This window comes from Sphingomonas phoenicis (assembly GCF_047238005.1).
Lineage (GTDB): Bacteria > Pseudomonadota > Alphaproteobacteria > Sphingomonadales > Sphingomonadaceae > Sphingomonas.
In genome coordinates, this window is sequence record NZ_JBDFMC010000002.1 from 1,383,622 (window position 1) to 1,404,157 (window position 20,536).

Annotated in this window: 19 protein-coding genes; 5 read left to right on the top strand and 14 right to left on the bottom strand. The window is 68.5% G+C overall.

The genetic code is table 11. From position 1 onward, the window contains the following. Positions 1-100: 100 nt before the first annotated feature. The 8 genes from ABC319_RS07875 to ABC319_RS07910 form a co-directional block, all read right to left on the bottom strand. Positions 101-586: a DUF4142 domain-containing protein gene (locus ABC319_RS07875; protein WP_413069689.1), complete on the bottom strand. Its 486-nt coding sequence runs from the start codon at positions 584-586 to the stop codon at positions 101-103. A gap of 120 nt (positions 587-706) precedes the next feature. After that, positions 707-1,303, bottom strand: coding sequence for an ABC-type transport auxiliary lipoprotein family protein (locus tag ABC319_RS07880; RefSeq protein WP_413069690.1), 597 nt, complete (start codon positions 1,301-1,303; stop codon positions 707-709). 8 nt (positions 1,304-1,311) lie between these two features. Next, the gene (locus tag ABC319_RS07885) at positions 1,312-2,274 is read right to left on the bottom strand and encodes an MlaD family protein (protein WP_413069691.1); all 963 of its coding nucleotides are present in this window, start codon (positions 2,272-2,274) and stop codon (positions 1,312-1,314) included. After that, positions 2,274-3,188 (bottom strand): ABC transporter ATP-binding protein, encoded by a 915-nt coding sequence (locus ABC319_RS07890; RefSeq protein ID WP_413069692.1) that lies wholly within the window; start codon positions 3,186-3,188, stop codon positions 2,274-2,276. The genes ABC319_RS07885 and ABC319_RS07890 overlap by 1 nt, the downstream gene beginning before the upstream one ends. Further along, positions 3,188-4,285, bottom strand: a complete 1,098-nt coding sequence (locus ABC319_RS07895; RefSeq protein ID WP_413069693.1) for an ABC transporter permease — start codon at positions 4,283-4,285, stop codon at positions 3,188-3,190. Before ABC319_RS07895 ends, ABC319_RS07890 begins: the two co-directional genes overlap by 1 nt. 93 nt (positions 4,286-4,378) lie before the next feature. Then, complete coding sequence (locus ABC319_RS07900) at positions 4,379-5,638, bottom strand: DUF445 domain-containing protein (RefSeq protein ID WP_413069694.1); 1,260 nt, start codon at positions 5,636-5,638, stop codon at positions 4,379-4,381. A gap of 54 nt (positions 5,639-5,692) precedes the next feature. Then, positions 5,693-8,842, bottom strand: coding sequence for an efflux RND transporter permease subunit (locus tag ABC319_RS07905; protein WP_413069695.1), 3,150 nt, complete (start codon positions 8,840-8,842; stop codon positions 5,693-5,695). A 5-nt stretch (positions 8,843-8,847) separates the two neighbouring features. Continuing rightward, entirely contained in the window at positions 8,848-10,020 is a 1,173-nt protein-coding gene (locus ABC319_RS07910) for an efflux RND transporter periplasmic adaptor subunit (RefSeq protein WP_413071650.1), read from the bottom strand. A 227-nt stretch (positions 10,021-10,247) separates the two neighbouring features. On the opposite strand from ABC319_RS07910, the gene ABC319_RS07915 reads away from it, so the two are divergent. Next, complete coding sequence (locus ABC319_RS07915) at positions 10,248-10,976, top strand: SIMPL domain-containing protein (protein ID WP_413069696.1); 729 nt, start codon at positions 10,248-10,250, stop codon at positions 10,974-10,976. Positions 10,977-11,056: 80 nt separating this feature from the next. Here the strand turns inward: ABC319_RS07915 and ABC319_RS07920 are convergent, their stop codons facing one another. The 3 genes from ABC319_RS07920 to ABC319_RS07930 all read right to left on the bottom strand — a co-directional run bounded on the left by ABC319_RS07920 (position 11,057) and on the right by ABC319_RS07930 (position 11,959). Next, positions 11,057-11,314, bottom strand: coding sequence for a GlsB/YeaQ/YmgE family stress response membrane protein (locus ABC319_RS07920; protein WP_413069697.1), 258 nt, complete (start codon positions 11,312-11,314; stop codon positions 11,057-11,059). 88 nt (positions 11,315-11,402) lie between these two features. After that, positions 11,403-11,702, bottom strand: coding sequence for a CtrA inhibitor SciP (gene sciP / locus ABC319_RS07925; protein WP_413069698.1), 300 nt, complete (start codon positions 11,700-11,702; stop codon positions 11,403-11,405). A gap of 101 nt (positions 11,703-11,803) precedes the next feature. Then, entirely contained in the window at positions 11,804-11,959 is a 156-nt protein-coding gene (locus ABC319_RS07930; protein ID WP_413069699.1) for a hypothetical protein, read from the bottom strand. A 149-nt stretch (positions 11,960-12,108) separates the two neighbouring features. Between ABC319_RS07930 and mnmA the strand changes: the two genes are divergently transcribed. Both mnmA and ABC319_RS07940 read left to right on the top strand, forming a co-directional pair. Beyond that, positions 12,109-13,218, top strand: coding sequence for a tRNA 2-thiouridine(34) synthase MnmA (gene mnmA / locus ABC319_RS07935; protein WP_413069700.1), 1,110 nt, complete (start codon positions 12,109-12,111; stop codon positions 13,216-13,218). Between the two features lie 427 nt (positions 13,219-13,645). Continuing rightward, positions 13,646-14,506, top strand: a complete 861-nt coding sequence (locus tag ABC319_RS07940) for a 2OG-Fe(II) oxygenase (RefSeq protein WP_413069701.1) — start codon at positions 13,646-13,648, stop codon at positions 14,504-14,506. Positions 14,507-14,541: 35 nt separating this feature from the next. Here the strand turns inward: ABC319_RS07940 and ABC319_RS07945 are convergent, their stop codons facing one another. Genes ABC319_RS07945 through pdxH form a run of 3 tightly spaced genes read right to left on the bottom strand, consistent with a single transcriptional unit; the run spans position 14,542 to position 16,863 of the window. Further along, the gene (locus tag ABC319_RS07945) at positions 14,542-15,339 is read right to left on the bottom strand and encodes a PhzF family phenazine biosynthesis protein (protein ID WP_413071651.1); all 798 of its coding nucleotides are present in this window, start codon (positions 15,337-15,339) and stop codon (positions 14,542-14,544) included. A 4-nt stretch (positions 15,340-15,343) separates the two neighbouring features. Continuing rightward, the gene (locus ABC319_RS07950; protein WP_413069702.1) at positions 15,344-16,291 is read right to left on the bottom strand and encodes a cation diffusion facilitator family transporter; all 948 of its coding nucleotides are present in this window, start codon (positions 16,289-16,291) and stop codon (positions 15,344-15,346) included. Continuing rightward, positions 16,288-16,863, bottom strand: coding sequence for a pyridoxamine 5'-phosphate oxidase (gene pdxH / locus ABC319_RS07955; protein WP_413069703.1), 576 nt, complete (start codon positions 16,861-16,863; stop codon positions 16,288-16,290). The genes ABC319_RS07950 and pdxH overlap by 4 nt, the downstream gene beginning before the upstream one ends. An 86-nt stretch (positions 16,864-16,949) precedes the next feature. Here pdxH and ku point away from each other — a divergent pair, with 86 nt between their 5' ends. Further along, entirely contained in the window at positions 16,950-17,816 is an 867-nt protein-coding gene (ku, locus tag ABC319_RS07960) for a non-homologous end joining protein Ku (protein ID WP_413069704.1), read from the top strand. Positions 17,817-17,866: 50 nt separating this feature from the next. Continuing rightward, positions 17,867-20,359: a DNA ligase D gene (ligD, locus tag ABC319_RS07965; RefSeq protein ID WP_413069705.1), complete on the top strand. Its 2,493-nt coding sequence runs from the start codon at positions 17,867-17,869 to the stop codon at positions 20,357-20,359. Positions 20,360-20,536: the final 177 nt, after the last annotated feature.

Below are 20,536 nucleotides of genomic sequence, written 5' to 3' on the forward strand. Positions count from 1 at the left end.
ACCGGGATGGTGCTTCATCCTGGATGGATCGCACTCTGGTCACCGGCGGGACAGCAGTAGCGGCGACCCGGCCCTTTGGCCGGGTCGCCGCCCTGGGATTTTACATGCCCTGAACGTGCTGGAGGTGCTGCTCCACCACCGGCGTGATGCTCGTTGCTACCGTCTTCAGCGGGGCCGAGGTGCCGTTGCTGGCGTAACCGCGGTGCAGGTCGAGTGCCATCTGGTGGGCCGTCTTCTGCTGCTGAACGTACAGCCGGTCACGCGCATCACCCTTGGCCGCCCGCAACGCGGCGATGTTGCGGGCCTGCATCGGCTCCAGCTTGGGTGCCGGCACCGCCATCCCGGCCTGCTTTGCCGCGGCCGTGACATCGGCCGTGCTCTTGGTGTGATCGGCGATCATCTGGTTCGCGAAGTCGCGAAGCTGCGCGTTCTGGGTCGAACCGAGCACCAGCTGGCTCGACTGCTTCTCATACAGGTCGCCGGCACCTGCCTTGGCGACATAGGTCTTGGCGGTCATGGTCTGCGCCATGGCCGGCCCGGCTGCCGCAATGGCGACAAGGGCGATCGGCGCGATGAAACGGTTCATCAAGTCTCTCCTGTTCACCCCCCGGCTGCCCGCGACAATCGCGCGAGAGCGGGGCGGCGTTCCTCAGGAAGCCACAGAAACCTCGTTATTTTCCAATCCGTTGATGTGGATCAGCGCGTTTTACCGGCCGATCCAGTCGGCGACCTCGCCCGCCACCTGATTGGCAGCCTGATTCAGCGCGGGGCCGACGCTGGCCGCATCGATCGCGGGGACCGGGACACGCGCCTCGAACCGACGCTTCTCCGTGGTGGGCCGCCCCGATCGCGACAGCGACGCATCGAAGGTCACCACCGCTTCCCGGGTAGTCGCATCCAGGCCGAAGCTGCGCAGTTCGCCGTCCAGCTGGTCGTTGCTCTCGCCGATCGCCTGTACCTGGCTGACGACGACGCGGCCGGTCCGCGCCGCCACCGTGTCCGACATCAATCGCGCGAACAGCCGGGCCGGCGGTTCCGACCATTGCGCGTCCTTGACATAGGCGATGCTGGTCTCGGTCGTGCGGACCGGAACGCGCGCCACCGCCAGCGATGCCGGGGTGACCGGCACGGTGATCACGATCGCCTTGGCGGTCGCGCTGTTCTGGTTCGCCCCCACCGGCAGCGTCGCCGTGGGGCTGAGCGTCAACAGCGTGTCGGGTGGTGTCGCGCCGAAGCTGATGCAGCCGGCCAGCGGCAGTACCGCGAGCAGGACGGCCGAGCGGCGGAGGTCGAGCGTCTTCATGGCGGTCCTCACTTACCCTTGTAGTCCGGCAGCTTCTGCGACCCGATCAGCGAACTCGCGCCGCCCTGGTCCACCTTCTCGGCGACCGACGACAGCGCGGCCGCGGTGGTGCGCAGGTCGCGCACCAGCCGGTTCGCCTCCGGGATCGTCTGGCGCGAGAAGGTCTGCAATCCCGGCCGCGCATCGCCGATCGCCGCGTTCAGCGTCTCGGCGGATTTCTGCGCCGAGGTGATCGCCTTGTTCAGGTTCTGGATCGTCGGCTGGATGTCGTTGGCCAGCACGCCGTTGGTCGTCGCGGCCAGCTGGCCGATCTGCTGCGAGGCGTCGCCCGCCTGCTGGATCGCGATTCGCGTCTGCGCCAGCGTCGCGGCGATCTCCGGCCCGCGATCGGCAAGAGCGTCGGTCAGCCGGTTGGTATTCTCGAGGATGCCGGCGATCGATGCCTGGTTGCGATCGGTCAGCAGGCCGGTCAGCCGCTCGGTCAGCGTCGACAGCCGCTCCAGCAGCTGCGGCGCGGAGTTCAGGATGGCGCCCAGCCCGCCCTGCTTGGTCGGAATTACCGGCACCCCGTAAGGGCATACGCTGGTCGCGTTGGTATCGGGGCACACGATCGCGGCCGCCCCCTTGCGCGCGCCGTCCAGCGACACGGTGCTGGTGCCGGTGAAGCTGCCCACCACCGTCGCGGTGGTGCCCGCCAGCACCGGCGTCTCGTCGTTCACGCTGATCCGGACGCGCACGAACTGGGGATCGACCGGCCACAGCGCGATCTGCTTCACCTGTCCCGACGGCACGCCCGAATAGGTGACGGCCGACCCACGGGCCAGCCCGTCGACCGACTGGCGGAAGAAGATGTCGTATTCCTTCTCCGACGTCCCGCCCAGCCGGGCGATCCAGACGGTGAAGAGCGCCAGCACGGCGAGCAGGATCAGCACGACGGCGCCGACCAGGACGTGGTTCGAACGGGTTTCCATCAGCGTGTTCCTGTCTCGGTATCTGCAGCGTCGCGGGCGTAGTTGTCGGCGGTACCGCCCTGCGACGGCCTTTCCTTCTCGTTGGTACGGACTTCGGTCGGATGGCGATCGGCCTGCGCGTCGGCGGCGCCGATCTCCTGCGTGGAGGCGGCGGCCCGGCCACGCGGCCCACCGAAATATTCCTGGATCCACGGGTGGTCTGTGGCGACCAGTTCGTCGATCGTGCCGACCGCGATCACCTTCTTCTCGGCGAGCACCGCCACCCGGTCGCAGATCGCGTACAGCGTATCCAGATCGTGGGTGATCAGGAACACCGTCAGGCCCAGCGTGCGGCTCAGCTGGCGGATCAGCTCGTCGAAGGCGGCGGCGCCGATCGGGTCGAGGCCGGCGGTCGGCTCGTCGAGGAACAGCAGTTCCGGATCGAGCGCCAGCGCCCGCGCCAGTCCCGCGCGCTTCTTCATGCCGCCGGACAGCTCGGCCGGGTATTTCGGCCCGGCATCGGCCGGCAGGCCGGTCATCACCACCTTGTACGCCGCGATCTCGTCGATCAGCGCGCCGGGCAGGTGGCGGTAGAATTCCTTGATCGGCACCTGCACGTTCTCGGCGACGGTCAGCGTCGAGAACAGCGCGCCCCCCTGGAACAGCACGCCCCAGCGCTTGCGGATATTGGTCGCCTCGGTCTCGTCGCGGCCGATCGTCGGCTCGCCGAACACGGTGATCTCGCCCGCATCGGGGGTCTGCAGGCCGATGATCGAGCGCATCAGCACCGATTTGCCGGTGCCGGATCCGCCGACCACGCCCAGGATCTCGCCGCGCCGGACCTGCAGGTCCAGATTGTCGTGGACGACCGACTCGCCGAAGCTGTTGCGCAGCCCCTTCACGTCGACGATCACCTCGTTGCGGTCGCGCGACATCAGTTCCACCCCACCCAGGTGAAGAACACCGCGAAGAACGCGTCGAGCACGATCACCAGGAAGATGCCCTGCACCACCGCCGACGTGGTGCGCAGCCCGACCTGCTCGGCATCCGCCTCGACCTGCATGCCCTGGAAACAGCCGGCGATGGCGATGATCGCACCGAAGACGGGCGCCTTGATCAATCCGACATACAGGTCGGTGATCGGCACCACTTCCCGGATCCGGGCGATGAAAGTGACCGGCGGAATCTCGAGCGACGCCCAGGCGAGCAGGCAGCCACCGATCATCGCGATCAGGCTGGCATAGAAGCCCAGCAGCGGCATCAGGATGATCGCCGCCAGCGTCCGCGGCAGCACCAGCGCCTCCATCGGCGACACGCCGATCGTCCGCATCGCGTCGATCTCTTCGGTCAGCTTCATCGTGCCGATCTGCGCGGCGAAGGCGGAGCCGGAGCGGCCCGCGACCATGATCGCGGTCATCAGCACGCCCAGCTCGCGCAGGGTCAGCCGCCCGACCAGATTGATGGTGAAGACCTCGGCACCGAACTGACGCAGCTGCACGGCACCCTGCTGCGCGATGACGATGCCGATCAGGAAGCTCATCAGGCCGACGATGGCCAGCGCCGATACGCCCACCGTCTCGAATTCGTGGACCACCGCGTTGAAGCGGAACCGGCGCGGATGGCGGGCGACCTGGATGAACGCCAGCGTCGTCGCGCCCAGGAAACCCAGCAGGCCGAGCAGGGTTCGCCCGGTCAGCACCACCGCGTCGCCGATCTCGCCCAGCACCCGCGCCGCGGCGCTGCTCGGCTTGTCGCGCGCGACGACGGGCTCGTCGGCCTTCACCACCTGGTCGAACAGCTGCCGGCTGTCGTCGTCCAGCCCCTCGACCGGCGCATCGTGGCGGGCGGCGAAGCGGTGGACCACCCACGCACCCACCGTATCGATGCGGTCGATGCCGCTCAGGTCGACGCGGGTGACGTCGCCGTCGATCCGGTCGAGGCGATCGGGCAGCGTGCCGAGCCGCGCCAGCGACAGGTCGCCGGTGAAGCGGACGGTTCCCTGTTCCTCCTGGAAGTCGGCGGTGGCGGTCATCGGCTCCTTCCTTGGGCGAAACCGGCGACCACGGCAAGCCGATACCGTGATGCGGCGGGACGACCCGTTCCGGGCGCGACGCTCATCGACGGTTCAGAGCAGGACATCGACCGCGTGGATCGCCAGGCCGACAAGGCCACCCACCAGCGTGCCATTGATGCGGATATACTGCAGATCGCGGCCGACCGCATTCTCCAGCCGGGCAGTGATCGTCCCCGCATCCCAGCTTCTGACGGTCTCCGACACCAGCCGAACGATCCCGTCGCCATAGTCCGCCGCGACCGCCACCGCCGTCCGTCGAACGAAGCGGTTCACGGTCCGCGACAGCCGCGGATCGTTGCGCAACGTCCCGCCCACCTGACGCAGGACATCGCCCAGCTGCCCGCGCATCGCCGCCTCGGGATCGTTGGCGATTCGCAGGAGCGCCGTACGCGCCTGCTCCCACAGCCCGTCCATCCACCGCGCCATGGCGGGATTGGCGATCAGCTCGTCCTTCGCCGATTCGACCCGCGTGCGGGTGTCGGGATCGTACTGCAGATCCCAGGCAAGGCGATCCAGCCCCTCCTCGGCCTTCAGCCGCAGGGGATGCTCGGGATCGTCGGCCATGTCGGCCAGCAACTTGTCGATTCCGCCGATCAGCTTGTCGGCCAGCGTCTCGTCCAGCCCGGTCCAGCGCAGGATGGCACCGGCGCGCTGCTGCACCATCTGCCGCACCAGCGCGTCGTTGGACGCGAGCGCATCCGCGGCCCAGTGGATCACGGCGTCGAGCAAGGGCTTGTGCCGCCCCTCGGCCATCGTCGCCTTCAGCAATTGCCCCGCGATGGGCGAGACCTCGGTATCGCGCAGGCGTCCCGCCACCGCGGCCTTCACCATCCCGCCCAGGCGCGCCGGGTCCAGCCCCTCCAGCACCTGTGCGACCAGCTTCGACGCGCCCTGGCGGAACTGGCCGCCCGCGCCCTCCGGCGGATCGGTCAGCCAGCGCGCGATCGCGCCGGCCACGTCGACCCGGCGCATGCGTCGCGCGACCACCCGCGGGATCAGGAAATTGGCGCGCAGGAACAGCGCGAGCTGGTCGCCGATCCGGTCCTTGTTGCGCGGCACGATCGCGGTGTGGGGGATCGGCAGGCCCAGCGGATGACGAAACAGCGCGGTCACCGCGAACCAGTCCGCCAGTCCGCCGATCATCGCCGCCTCGGCGAAACTCCGCACGAACCCCCAGGCCGGATGCCGGTCGTCGAGCGCGCGGCTGGCGAAGAACAGCGCCGCCATGGCGACCAGCAACACGCCGGCGACCCGCCGCATGCGCACCAGCCCGGGCGGGGCGATCTCTGTGCGCGCTGTAAAGCCGTTCATCCGACGATCAATGACCGACGGCCCGCTTTGTTCAAGCGCCGATGCCCCGGCCGCTCACTCCGCCGGCTGCTGCAGGCGCGGCGGCGGTCCGCCCTGCTCGATCAGCGGCCCGTTCTCGTCGCCGGGACGGTAGGTCAGCAGGCGACGGCCCAGGCGCGGGCCGATCCACTCCTCGACACCGATCGACAGGCTGAACGTCGCCGGCACGATCACCAGCGTCAGGACCGTCGACAGGGTCAGCCCGCCGATCACCGTCACCGCCATCGGCTGGTTGAACGATCCGTCGCTGCCCAGCGACAGCGCGGTCGGGATCATCCCGGCCACCATCGCCACCGTCGTCATCACGATCGGCTGCGCGCGCTTGTGCCCGGCGTCCAGGATCGCATCGAGCGGGGGCACGCCGACGCGCATCTCCTCCAGCGCGAAATCGATCAGCAGGATCGAGTTCTTGGCGACGATGCCCAACAGCATCAGCAGCCCGATCAGCACCGGCAGCGAGATCGGCATGCCGCAAAGGTGGAGCGCGATCGCGCCGCCCAGCGGCGCCAGCAGCAGCGAGCCCAGATTGACGAACGGCGGCATCGCGCGGCGATACAGCAGGATCAGCACCGCCAGCACCAGCATGATCCCCGCGATCACCGCGATCGCGAAATTCTGGATCATCTCCGCCTGCCACTTGGCCGATCCCGACGCGGCATAGTGCACGCCCAGCGGCAGCTTGCCCATGATCGGCAGCTTCATCACCTTGGCCCGCTCCTCCCCGCTGACCGCCCCGGGGGCCAGGTCGGCGTCGATGATGATCCGGCGCTCCTGGTTGAAGCGCTTGATCTCCGACGGGCCCGCGCCATAGCTGATGTCGGCGACCACGCGCAGCGGCACGGTGCCGCCACGCTGCAGCTGGACGGGCAGGTTCTGGATCGTCGACAGGTTGCGCCGGCTGTACGGATCCAGCGCGACGCCGATCGGGATCTGGCGATCGGGCAGCGAGAACTTGGCCGCGTTCTGGTCGATCTCGCCCTGGGTCGCGATCCGGATGGTCTGGCTCAGCGCGGCGGTGCTGATGCCCATGTCCGCCGCCAGGTCCAGTCGCGGCGTGATGATCAACTCGGGGCGCGGCATGTCGCCCTCCACCCGCGGCGCACGCAGGTTGGGCAGCGACTTCATCTCCTCGGCCACCTTGTTGGCCGCCAGCAGCAGCTGCTGCGGATCGTCGCCCGCCAGCATCACCGACACCGGGCGGTTGCTGCCGCCGCCGCCGTCGTTCGACTGGAAACTGATCCGCGCATCGGGGATGGCGTTCATCAGGACCGCCGTCTCGCGCTCGAAATCGATCGACGAACGGACGCGATCCTTGCGCAGCGTCAGGTCGATCGTCGCGCTGCCGACCTTCACCTTCTCGACCGCCGCCTGCACCTCCTGCTGGCGGCGCAGGATGTCGTTGGCCTGGTCGGCGACCGCCTCGGTCTGCTCCAGCGTCGTACCCGGCGTCATCGTGATCGACAGGGTACTGAAATCGACGTCCTTGGGCGGCTGGAACGTAAACGGCAGCGTCGCGAACGCCGCGATCGTCGCCACGAACGACAGGGCACCGATCCCGACCGTCTTCCACCGGTTGCGCAGCGTCCAGCCCAGCACCGCCATGTACCGGTCCATCGCCCAGCCGCCGCCATGTTCGGCATGGCCGTGCGCCTTCAGGAAATAGGCCGCGACCATCGGCGTGATCAGGCGCGCGACCGCCAGCGACATCAGGACGGCGACTACCACCGTGATGCCGAAATTCTTGAAGAACTGGCCGGCGATCCCCGGCATCAGGCCGACCGGCAGGAAGACCGCGACGATCGAGAAGGTGGTGGCGACCACCGCCAGCCCGATCTCGTCGGCCGCGTCGATCGATGCCTGATAGGCGGATTTGCCCATCCGCATGTGGCGCACGATGTTCTCGATCTCGACGATCGCATCGTCGACCAGCACGCCCGCCACCAGGCTGAGGCCCAGCAACGTCATGAAGTTCAGGCTGAACCCCATCAGCGACATGACCCAGAAGGTCGGGATCGCCGACAGCGGGATCGCCAGGGCGGAGATGATCGTCGCCCGCTTGTCGCGCAGGAACAGGTACACGACCACGACTGCCAGCACCGCCCCCTCGATCAGCGCGTGGATCGCCGACTTGTACTGGTCCTTGGTATAGCCGACGCTGCTGAACTGCTCGATGAAGTGGTACTTGGGGAACTCCTTCTCCAGCTTGGCGAGTTCCTGCACCGTCGCATCGTACAGCGTCACCTCCGATGCGCCGCGAGCGCGCTGGATGCCGAAGCCGACCACCTGCCGCCCGTTCACCTTGGTGAAGGCCCGCTGCTCCAGCGAGCCGTCGCGCACCTCGGCGATGTCGGACAGGCGCACCGTGCGGCTCAGGTTCTGGACGAACTGCGCGCCCGCGACCTGCGCGTTGCCGGCGATCGGGATCTGCGTCTGCCCCAGCGTGTACGCGTCCTTGGCGTTGCCGACGATGCGCAGCGACTGCTCGCCCCCGCCCACCTCGGCCCGGCCACCGGCAGCGTTGATGTTCGCCGCCCGCAGCGCCTGGTTCACCTGGCTGGCGGTGATGCCCAGCGACTGCATCTTGGCAGGGTCCAGGATGACGCGGATCGCGCGGTCGACGCCGCCGGTCATCTCGACATTCTGCATGCCGGGAATGCCCAGCAGCCGCTTGCGGACGACGCGGTCGACGAAGTTCGACAGCTCCTCCAGCGTCATGTCGCTGCCCTCGACGGACCATGTCGCGACCGAGCCGTTGTTGATGATGACCCGCTCGACCTGCGGCTCGATCACCCCGTCGGGCAGTTCGCCGCGGATCGTGCTGATCGCGTCGCGCACGTCGGTGACGGCGCGGTCGACCGGCGTCTCGAAGGTGAACTGGACGAACGTGCCGCTCGATCCCTCGCTGATGGTCGAGTTGATCTCGTCGACGCCTTCCAGCGACCGGATCGCCGCCTCCACCCGCTGGGTGATCTGCGTCTCGATCTCGGTCGGCGCCGCACCCGGCTGGGCGATGCGGACATAGACGGCCGGAAAGGTGATCTCGGGGCTGTCGTTCACCGACATGCGGCTGAACGACACGATCCCGGCGATGGTCAGCGCCAGGAACAGGACGATGGGCGGCACCGGGTTCCGGATCGCCCAGGCCGACATGTTGCGGAAACCCATGGTCGTCAGCCCTTCTGCGCCTGCCGGATCGGCTTCACCTTCTGCCCCGGATTCAGGAACGCGCCGGCGGACAGCACGACCCGCTCGGTTCCGTTCAGCCCCTCGGCGATCGCGATCCCCGCGTCGGACACCTCGCCGATCTTGATCGGGCGGCGCTCCACCTTGTCGCCGGCACCGACGACATAGACATAGCTGCCGTTGCCGTCGGTCAGCACCGCCGACTCGGGCAGCAGCGGCACGGTGCTCGCGCCCGCCACGATCTCGGCCGTGCCGAACCCGCCCGGCCGCAACCCCGGATCGTACCGCAGCGCGATCCGCGCCACGCCCTGGCGCGTGGAGGGATCGACCACCGGCGACACCTGCCAGACCTCGCCCGGATAGCTGCGGTCCGAGCCGATCGGCGTCACCTTCGCCCGTGCGCCGACCCGCAAGCCGGCAAGATCGCCCTCGCTCAACTGCGCGCGCAGCTCCATCTGCCCGTTCTGCGCCATCCGGAACAGCATGCCGCTGCCGGAACTGACGATCTGGCCCGCCTCGACCCCGCGGGCCAGCACCAGTCCGTCGGCCGGCGCGCGGACGTCCAGCCGCCCGTTTCGCGCGTTCGCCTCCTGGAAACTGGCGCCCGCGACCTTGACGCGCGCGGCCGCCGCATCGCGGGTGGCAGTGCGGCGCTGCAGGTCGGCCTTGCTGATGAAACCGCGATCGACCAGTGCCTTGGCACGGTCCAGCTCGGCCTGTGCCAGCGTCAGGTCGGCCCGGGCGACGTTGACCTGCGCACCCAGCGCGGCGGCCGTCTGGACCTGGACCGAGCGGTCGACGCTGGCCAGCACCTGGCCCGCCCGCACCCACTGGCCCGGCTCGACCAGCACGCGCGTCACCATCCCGCCCTCGCCCGCCACGCCCACCGGCATCTCGCGGCGCGCGGCGATCGTGCCGGTCGCCGACAGCGTCCGGTCGGCCGTCTTGCGGCCCGGCACGATGACGGTCACCGGCGACAGCTGCTCCGCGCCGCCCGCCCCGGCGCCACCCCCAGGCTTGCCGCCGCCGAACGCCCAGATCGCGGCGCCGATCGCCAGCAGCGCGACCACGACCGCAACGACGATCCAGCGCGTCCGCGAGCGCGGCGTGCCGGGACCCGCCAGCTGCTCCTGCGCCATCACTCCCGTCTCGTAGTTCATGCCGTGATCGATCCCGTCCCTCGTCGCCATCGCCGGCGCACGCCCTGCCGCGACTGTGTTATCGTAATATATCACCGGGCTCAATAGCTCGCTGCGTGGATGCGCATAGGCCGGCAATATGGCCACGGTAAGTCCCCGTGCGCCGTGCGCCACAACCGGCTCGGCCCGTTCAGCATCCATTGATCCGGGCACGGGCAGGTGGCCGGCGACGACCTGAGGAGATTGCCATGCGTTACACCGCCCTCGCCCTGCTGGGTGCCGCCGCCGCGCTGCCCGCCGCCGCGCAGGTGCCGCCGGCCTCGATCGCACCGATGATCCCGGCGGCCGGCACCGTCGTCGATGTCGTGGCGGAGGGCAGGACCACGCGCGTGCCCGATCTGGCGACGATCCGCGCCGGCGTGGTCAGCAGTGCGCCGACCGCCGCGCAGGCGCTGCGCGACAATGCCGCCGCGATGACGAAGGTGATGGCGGCGCTCCGCCGCGCCGGGGTGGCACCGCGCGACCTCGCCACCGCCGCGGTGCAGCTGTCGCCGCAATATCGCTACGCCGACAACCAGCCGCCGGTCGTCACCGGGTATCAGGCGACGAACACCGTCACGATCCGCTTCCGCGACGTGGCGACATCCGGCACCGTCCTCGACACTCTGGTCGCACAGGGGGCGAACCAGATCGATGGACCCAACCTGTCGGTCGCCGAGCCGGAGGCGGCACTGGACGAGGCGCGTACCGACGCCGTCCGTCGGGCCCGCGCGCGGGCCGATCTATATGCCAGAGCCGCCGGTCTGCGGGTGACGCGGATCGTCTCGATCGCGGAAGCCGGTCAGGATGCGGGCGGGCCCGATCGTCCGCCGATGCTGATGGCGCGCTCGATGGCGGCCGACGCGAAGACGCAGATCGCGCCGGGCGAGAAGGACATCACCGCGACGCTGCAGGTCCGCTTCCTGCTCGAACAGTAACGACGCAGACGAAAAAGGGCCGCCCGGACATGCCGGACGGCCCTTTTGTCTACGGTGCAGTCGCTACCGGAAAAACCCGATCAGCGAACGCTGCCGCGACGCACCAGGTTGACGATCGCCAGCAGGACGACCGCGCCCAGCAGCGACACCAGGAACGAGGTGATCGTCAGCGGCGCGTTGTTGATCGATCCGCCCGAGATGATCAGGCCGCCGATGAACGCGCCGACGATGCCGACCACGATGTTCAGGAAGATGCCCTGCTGCGCGTCCGTGCGCATGATGATGCTCGCCAGCCAGCCGATGACGCCGCCGATGATCAGCCAAAGAATGATGCCCATATCCGTTCCCTCCGTTGCGGCCCGCGAACGGCGCGGGCGTTGGAAGCAGAACAGTAACGGGGCCAAGTTGTTCCGGGCGCGATCCTAATCAGTACTTCTGCTGGCGTTCGTACAGCGAGCGATAGTGCTGGATTCGGGTGACGCGCAGACCGGGCATCCCCGACCGGTCGATCGCACGCTGCCAGCCGGCGAACTCCTCGACGGTCAGGCTGTACCGGTCGCACACCTCGTCCACCGACAACAGGCCGCCGTTGACCGCGGCGACGACCTCCGCCTTGCGGCGGACCACCCAGCGGGTGGTGGAGGGCGGCGGCAGCGAGTCGATCGTCAGCGGCTCACCGAGTGGACCGATGACCTTGGCCGGGCGGATCTTTTCGTTCTGGATCATTCTTCAACCTCTGGCGGGGCGCAGGGCCCCCTCGAAACGCGTACAGGCGACATACCGGCGGGGCTTGAAGATCGCCTGAAACGCCGCGGTAAACGGGGACTTCAATTCTCCTTCCAATGCGTTAGCATTCGGGCCACGCCCCGGTTGAAACAGCCGCTGCCGGCGGGTGCCCCGCCACCCGCCACGGACCCGGTCCGGGCGGCCTCCGGCGCCACGCCCAGCGATGCCATCGCGGCCGCCACATCGGGGTCGGGCATCGTCCCGTCCGTTCCGGGCGCGCGTTCGATACGGCTCTGATGCAAGGCGACCCCCCGATAATCCATGCGAGGCGTCCGCTTACCGCAGCTTTGGTGAAGGCGAGGTAAAGCGCTTTTGCCGATCGCCGCCTGCACCTATGTAGCGCTGCGTGGACCAGTCGATCGATTTCCAGTTGCCCGGGGGCGCCGCCGGCCGCCGCATCGTCGTCGCCATGTCGGGCGGCGTCGACAGCTCGGTCGTGGCCGCGCTGGCGGTGCGGACCGGTGCGGAGGTCATCGGCGTGACGCTGCAGCTCTACGATCACGGCGAGGCGACCGCCCGCCCGGGCGCCTGCTGCGCCGGTCGCGACATCCGCGACGCCCGCGCGGTCTGCGACCGGCTGGGCATCGCGCACTACGTCTTCGATCACGAAAGCGCGTTCCGGACGGCGGTGGTCGACCGTTTCGCCGACGAATATCTGGCCGGCCGTACGCCGATCCCGTGCGTCCAGTGCAACATGGGGCCGAAATTCACCGATCTGTTCGGCCTCGCGCGCGATCTCGGCGCGGACTGCCTCGCCACCGGCCACTATGTCCGCCGCGTCGTCGGTCCGGGCGGGGTGGAACTGCATCGCGGCAGCGACCCGGCGCGCGACCAGAGCTATTTCCTGTTCGCCACCACCACCGCCCAGCTCGACTTCCTCCGCTTCCCGCTGGGCGGCCTGCCTAAGGACGGCGTCCGCGCGATCGCGGCCGAACTGGGGCTGGGCGTCGCTGCCAAGCCGGACAGCCAGGACATCTGTTTCGTCCCCGATGGCGACTATGCCGGGCTGGTCAAGAAACTGCGGCCGGAGGCGGCGGTCGGCGGCGACATCGTCGATCAGGCCGGCACGAAGCTGGGCGAACATCGCGGCCTCGTCCATTTCACCGTTGGCCAGCGCCGCGGGCTGGAGATCGGTGGCCAGACGGAGCCGCTCTACGTCGTCCGGATCGAGCCCGACAGCCGCCGAGTCGTCGTCGGCCCGCGCCAGGCGCTGGCGGTGGAGGCGGTGGTGCTGGAAGGCGCCAACTGGATCGGCGCCGGTCATGCCGGACCCGTCACGGTGAAGGTCCGCTCGATGGCGCGCCCGGCCGCTGCACGGCTCGACGGCGACCGGCTGGTCTTCGACGCACCGGAATACGGCGTCGCGCCGGGGCAGGCGGCCGTTCTCTACGCCGGTGAGCGGGTGCTGGGCGGCGGCTGGATCGCCCGGACCGAACGGGCACTCGCCGCGGCCTGATCGGCCGGTAAAGATGTAAATGGCGGGAGAGAGCGCTTCCGCGCTCGATCTCCCGCACCATCGCGTCGCCGCTGCCGGTTCGACCGGCGGCTCCGCTCCGCATTTCGTCTTATGATTGACGGCAAGGCGACAGTGGCGGCTCGGTAGCCGAGCGCCGGACGAAAAAAAAGGCCGGACGAGCCGGCCTGTGAAGTTTTTAGGAGAGGATGCCTGAAAGGCACAGCCGTTGTGCACCGCAGCGCGTTTGTTCGCAAGTGCAACTTGATCGCCAGCGATTGCGCGACGCGCAATCGTGCCTTTTCAGGACGACGTGGCTCGGGTCTCACGATGGCCGGTGAAATTCTCTATGCTCGAACGACGCCGGCACTTAACCTGACGGTGACAGCGTTTGCCTATGCGGCACCGGTACCCGCGGACGGAGGATGGAATGCCTTATATCGATGTGATGAATGCGCGCACCGGTCTGGTCGATCCGGTCGGCGCGCGTGAGAAGGGATCGGAACTCGCCGCGCGCTATGCCGCCGCTGCGCCCTTCCCCAACATCATGATCGACGATTTCCTGCCTCCCGCGATCCTCGACATGGCTCTCGCCGAGTTCGAAGCCGCCCGCAGCACGCTGGAGGCCGATGAGTTCGATCGCAGTCAGGAGCGGTTCAAGGCCAGCTTCAACCCCGACGTTCTGCCGGAACGGCTGCGCAACCTGTTCTATTCGTTCAATTCGAAGCCCTTCATCCGGGTGCTTGAGAACATCACCGGCATTCGCGGCCTGATTCCCGATCCGTTCTTCGTCGGCGCCGGCATCCACGAGATTCGCCAGGGCGGGCATTTGTCTATTCATGCCGACTTCAACCATCACAAGATGATGAACCTCGAGAGGCGCATCAACGTCCTGATCTACCTCAACAAGGACTGGCAGGACGACTATGGCGGTCAGCTGGAGCTGTGGGATACGCAGATGACGAAGAAGGAGCACTCTATCGTGCCGCTTTTCAACCGCTGCGTGATCTTCAACACCACATCGAACAGCCAGCACGGCAATCCCAATCCGATCACCCATCCCGATGGCATCACGCGCAAGTCGATCGCGCTATATTATTACACGTCGACCTGGGATGCGACGAAGCGGTCACATACCACGCAGTTTCAGGTTCGTCCGGGCAGCACCGACCGTCGGGACGTCGAGGTTCGTCGCCGGGAACTGATGGAGGACTGGGTCCCGCCCGCCATTCGCCGCAACGTCGCGGCCGTCCGGCGCCGCGTCGGCAAGCTCGTCGGCCGCTCCGCGTAAGGATGGCCGGCGGGCAGGCCTGATGTCCGCCGCCCTCACGGCAGCCGGAATTCGCCCTCGATCACCGTCACGCATCGCCCCGTCAGGACTACCGTCTCCTCCTCGACGCGGCAGTGCAGCAATCCTCCCCGCGCACTCGCCTGCCGCGCGCTGAAGGAGGGGCGGTCCAGTCGGCCGGCCCAGTACCCGGCGATCACCGCGTGGGCCGATCCGGTCACCGGATCCTCGTCGACCCCGTAAGCGGGAACGAAGACACGGCTGACGATATCGGTGGTGTCGCCCGGCGCGGTCACGATCGCCATCAGGTCGCCCGCCGCCTTCAGCGCCGCGAGGTCGGGACGCACGGCGCGCACGGCCGCCTCGTCCGCCAGTACGATCACTGCATAGCCGCGATCGTCCCACAACGTCGCGACCGGTGCCGTCACCCCCAGCGCCGCGGCGATCGCGGGCAGCGACCGGGCGACGGGGGTCAGCCGCGGCAGGGCCAGCCGATATCCGTCGTCCTCCCGCGCGACCTCCAGCACCCCGGACCGCCGCGTGGCGAAGCGCACCCGGTCAAGCGACCGGTCGGATTGCAGCACGAGGTGCCCGCTCGCCAGCGTGGCATGTCCGCACAGCGCCACCTCTGCCACCGGCGAGAACCAGCGCAGCTCGAACTCCGCTCCCGCGACGGTGGCGGGGATCAGGAACGCGGTTTCCGACAGCGCATTCTCCGCCGCGATCGCCAGCAGCGTCGCATCGTCCAGCCATCGCGGCAGCGGCATCACCGCTGCCGGATTGCCGGAAAGGGCGACGTCGGCGAAGGCGTCGACCTGGGTGAAGGGAATGCGCAGCCGATCAGATCCGCTTGGCGAACCAGTGGGGCGTCACATCCGCCTCGACCAGCGGGTTGTCGGTGTCGACATGCCCCTCGGGATCGAGATGGATCAGCACCTCTACCTTGGGGAAACGCTGCTTCAGGTTGCGCTCCACCGCCTCGACCAGATCGTGCGCACGCGCGACCGTGATCGCCGGATCGACCTCCATGTGGAACTGCGCGAAATCGTGGCTGCCCGACCGGCGGGTGCGGAAATCGTGGATGCCGCGCAGTCCGGGCTGGCGCGCCGCCACGTCGAGGAACGCCGCGCGCTCGCCTTCCGGCCATTCCTTGTCCATCAGCTGGTCGATCGCGTTCGACGACGCCTTGAACGCCCCCCATGCCAGCCATGCCGCGATCGCGATGCCCAGCAGCGCGTCGGCGCCGTGCCAGCCCATATACTGGTCCAGCACCAGCGCCGCGATCACCGATCCGTTCAGCAGCACGTCCGACTGGTAATGGATGTTGTCGGCCATGATCGCGACCGACCCGGTCTGGCGGATGGCGCGGCGCTGATAGGCGAGCAGCAGCATCGTCGCGATCATCGCGACGATCGACACGCCGATGCCGAACTCCGCATCCTGGGTGATCGACGGGTTGGTCATCGCCTGTACCGCGCGCCAGCCGATGCCGGCCGCCGATGCGGTGATCAGCGCGACCTGGAACAGCGCGGCCAGCGCTTCCGCCTTGCCGTGGCCGAACCGGTGGTCGTGATCGGCCGGCTCTCCGGCCAGTTTCACCCCGTACAGCGTCACCAGCGAGGCGAGCAGGTCCAGCGCGGTGTCGGCCAGCGACCCCAGCATCGCCACCGATCCGGTATGCCACGCCGCGAAGGCCTTCAGCGCCAGCAGGAACAGCGCCGTCGCCACGCTCGCCAGCGCGGCGCGGATGGCCACCGGGATCAGCCGCCGGCGTTCTTCATGGGTCATGGAAACAGCAGCCCTTCGTTCCAGCCGGCGCCGTCGCGGGTGAACAGCCGGCGTTCGTGCAGGCGGTGGGCCCGATCCTGCCAGAACTCGATCGCGCGCGGCGCGACGACGTACCCGCCCCAGAATGGCGGGCGCGGCACGTCGCCGCCCTCGAACCGCGCCTTCGCCTCGTCGAACCGCCGCTCGAACGTCGCACGCTCGTCCAGCGGGCGCGACTGCTCGGACGCCCAGGCACCCAGCTGCGAGTCGCGGCTGCGCGAGGCGAAATAGGCGTCGGACTGCGCGTCGCTGGCGATCGTCACCGGTCCCTCGACCCGCACCTGCCGGCGCAGCGATTTCCAGTGGAACAGCAGCGCCGCGTTCGGATTCGCCGCAAGGTCGGCGGCCTTCCGCCCCTCGCGGTTGGTATAGAAGACGAAGCCGTCGGCACCGTGCCCCTTCAGCAGCACCATCCGCACCGACGGGCGCCCGGCCGCATCGGCGGTGGCCAGCGCCATCGCATTGGGGTCGTTGGGTTCTGATGCCTTCGCCTCGGCAAACCAGGCGTCGAACAGGGCCAGGGGATCGTCCATCGACCGGCTCTTACCGCATTTGCCGGGCGAACGGAACGAGTCCGCGCCGGCGGCATTGAATCGCTGTCGTAACGGGGTGTAACATCATGGCAGCGCGCGCATATTGGCAGGGACAGATCAGGCTGGCCCTGGTCTCGATCCCGGTCGAGATCTACTCGGCGACGCGCAGCGGTGCCGCCGTGTCGTTCCGCCAGATCCACGAACCCACCGGCAAGCCGATCAGTTACGAGAAGGTCGTCACCGGCATCGGTCCCGTCGACCTCGACGAGATCGTCAAGGGATACGAGGTGTCGAAGGGCGAATACGTCCTCCTCGAACAGGACGAGATCGACGCGGTGAAGCTGGAATCGAAGAAGACGCTGGAGCTGACCCAGTTCGTCGACGCCAGCGAGATCGACGTGCTCTATTATGAGAAGCCCTATTTCGTCGTCCCGGCCGACGATCTGGCCGAAGAGGCGTTCATCGTCCTGCGCGAGGCGCTGCGCCGCACGAAGAAGGTCGGGCTCGGCCAGCTGGCGATGCGCGGCCGCGAATATGTCGTCAGCCTGAAACCGTGCGGACGCGGCATGGTGCTGGAAACGCTCCGCTATGCCGACGAGGTGCACAAGGCGCAGGGTTACTTCCGCGAGATCCCCGACGACAAGCCCGATGCCGAGCTGCTCGATCTCGCCGAGGCGCTGATCGACCGCAAGACCGCCGCCTTCCACCCGCAGGAATTCCACGACCGCTATGTCGATGCGCTGAAGGGCCTGATCGAGCGCAAGCGCAAGGCGAACGGCAAGAAGATCATCGAGGATACCGACAAGGGCGAGCCGAAATCGTCGAACGTCGTCGACCTGATGGCCGCGCTGCGCAAGTCGATGGGCGACAAACCCGCCGCCAAGGCCACGCCGGCGAAGAAGGCACCTGCCAAGACGGCGACCAGGAAACCGGCGGCGAAGAAGCGTGCCTGATCGCACTGTCTTATCCCTTCCAGAGAGGGTCGGCATGACGGGCGCGCGCGATGGCTGAAGACCCCCTCGCCCTCTACAACGCCAAGCGCGACTTCGCGAAGACCGCCGAGCCCGCCGGCACGCTCGCGCCCGGTCATGGCAACGGCTTCATGGTCCAGAAGCACGACGCCACCCGCCTCCACTGGGACCTCCGCCTCGAAGTGGACGGCGTGCTGAAAAGCTGGGCGGTCACCCGCGGCCCCAGCCTCGACCCCGCCGAAAAGCGGCTGGCGGTGCGGACCGAGGATCATCCCCTCTCCTATGCCACGTTCGAGGGGACGATCCCCGCTGGCGAATATGGCGGCGGCACCGTGATGCTCTGGGATCGCGGCACCTGGTCGCCGATCAGGGGCAAGAGCGCGAAGGATCTCGAAAAGGGTCATCTGCACTTCGTCCTCGAAGGGGAGCGGATGAAGGGCGAGTGGCTGCTGATCCGGCTGAAGGGTCGCCCGAAGGAGAAGCGCGAGAACTGGCTGCTCCGCAAGATCGACGACGCTCATGCCGGCGGCACCGACGCGCTGGTCGAACAGGCGCTGACCAGCGTCGCGACGGGCCGGACGATGGCGGAGATCGCGGAGGGCAGGAAACCCGCCAAGGCTCCGCCCCGGCGAGGGCGCCGGTCCGGTGGAGAAGCCGCCGGCAACCCCGTCGCCGGCACCGTCGAACCGGATTCCGCCCCCCGCCGGCACGGCAGGAAGGACGATGGCCGGCTCCCGGCTTTCCGCGAACCCCAGCTCTGCACCCTCGTCGATGCGGTCCCCGCCGGCACCGGCTGGCTCCACGAGATCAAATATGACGGCTATCGCGCCATGGTCGCGCTGGTCGACGGCAAGGCCACGGTCTTCACGCGCAACGGCCTCGACTGGACCGACAGGTTCCCCCATGTCGCCGGCGCGGTGGCGGCCCTGCCGGGTCGCGCGCTGATCGATGGCGAGATCGTGTCGTTCAGGAACGACAAGCCCGATTTCGCCACGCTGAAGGACGCGATCACCAACGGCGGCGCGATGACCTTCTTCGCATTCGACCTGATCGAGCAGGACGGCGAGGATCTGTCCCCCCTGCCGCTGACCACCCGCAAGGAGCGGCTGCGCGCTCTCATCGGCGACGACGGCGACGCGCTCCGCTTTTCCGAGCATGTCGCGGGGTCCGGCGAACAGCTGTTCGCGCAGATGTGCGACGAGGGGCTGGAGGGCATCGTCTCCAAACGCGCCGACGCCCCCTATCGCAGCGGCCGCAGCAAGTCGTGGCTGAAGGCGAAGTGCATCGCCCGGCAGGAGTTCGTGATCGTCGGCTGGCAACCCTCGACGAAGCGCCGCGGCTTCGCCTCGCTCCTCCTCGGCGTTCGTCGCGGCGACGGCTTCGTCTATCGGGGCAAGGTCGGCACCGGCTTCACCCAGGCGACGATCGACGATCTCGCGCCCAGGCTGGAACGCCTGGCCCGCAAGAGCGCGCCCGTGGAGGCGCCGCGGGCGGCGGTGCGCGGTGCCCGCTGGGTCACGCCCAGGCTGGTCGCAGAGATCGCCTTTGCCGAGATCACGCCCGACGGCATGCTCCGCCACGCCAGCTTCGTCGGCCTGCGCGGCGACAAACCGGCCGACGAGGTCGTCGACGAGGTTCCGGCGGACACGCCCGCCACCCCGGCCTCGACGATCAAGGTCAGCAACCGCGACCGCGTCATCTTCCCCGAATCGAACGTGACCAAGGGCGAGCTGGCCGACTATTACGCCGCCGTCTCCTCGATCATGCTGCCCTGGACCGGCCACCGCCCGGTCAGCCTGGTCCGCTGTCCGCAGGGTCGCGCCCGCGCCTGCTTCTTTCAAAAGCACGATGCCGGCAGCTTCGGCGATGCCGTGCATCAGGTTCCCGTGCGCGAGAAGGACGGGTCGACCGAGAATTATCTCTGGGTCGACGACGCCGACGGGCTGGTCGCCTGCGTCCAGATGGGCTCGATCGAGTTCCATGGCTGGGGCTCGCGGATCGAGGCGCTGGAGCGGCCCGACCGTCTGGTCTTCGATCTCGATCCCGACGAGGGGCTGGGCTTCGCGGAAACGAAAAAGGCCGCCGAGCATCTGAAGGAGCAGCTGGCCGAGCTGGGCCTCGTCAGCTTCCCGCTGCTGTCGGGTGGCAAGGGCGTCCATGTCGTCGTCCCGCTCCGCCCGCAGGCGGAATGGCCCGCGGTGAAGGATTTCGCCAGCCGCTTCGCCCAGGCGCTGGCGCAGGCCGAACCCGAACGCTTCGTCGCCACCATGGCCAAGGCGAAGCGCAAGGGCCGCATCTTCATCGACTGGCTGCGCAACCAGCGCGGCAGCACCGCGATCATGCCCTTTTCCGCCCGCGCCCGTGCCGGCGCTCCGGTCGCCGCCCCGGTATCATGGACCGAACTGCGCGACATCGACACCGCCGCCCGCTGGAGCGTCCGCGACACCGCGACACTGCTCGACCTCGCCAACGGCCGCTCACTCGCCGGCTGGGGCATCGCCGATCAGGTGCTGCCCGATCTTTAGAGTGCGATTCACACAGGATGAAGCACCACCCCGGCGAAGGCGGGACGTTTGCAAAAGCGCGGTCGTGGCACGTTTGATGGCAGGTCGACGACGGCTCGGCATGCGGGCGGGCCTTGTTTCGGGCGATCGGGTATCGTCTGAGCGAGCCGGGGGCCGACGGTCGGGTCGGCAGACGGC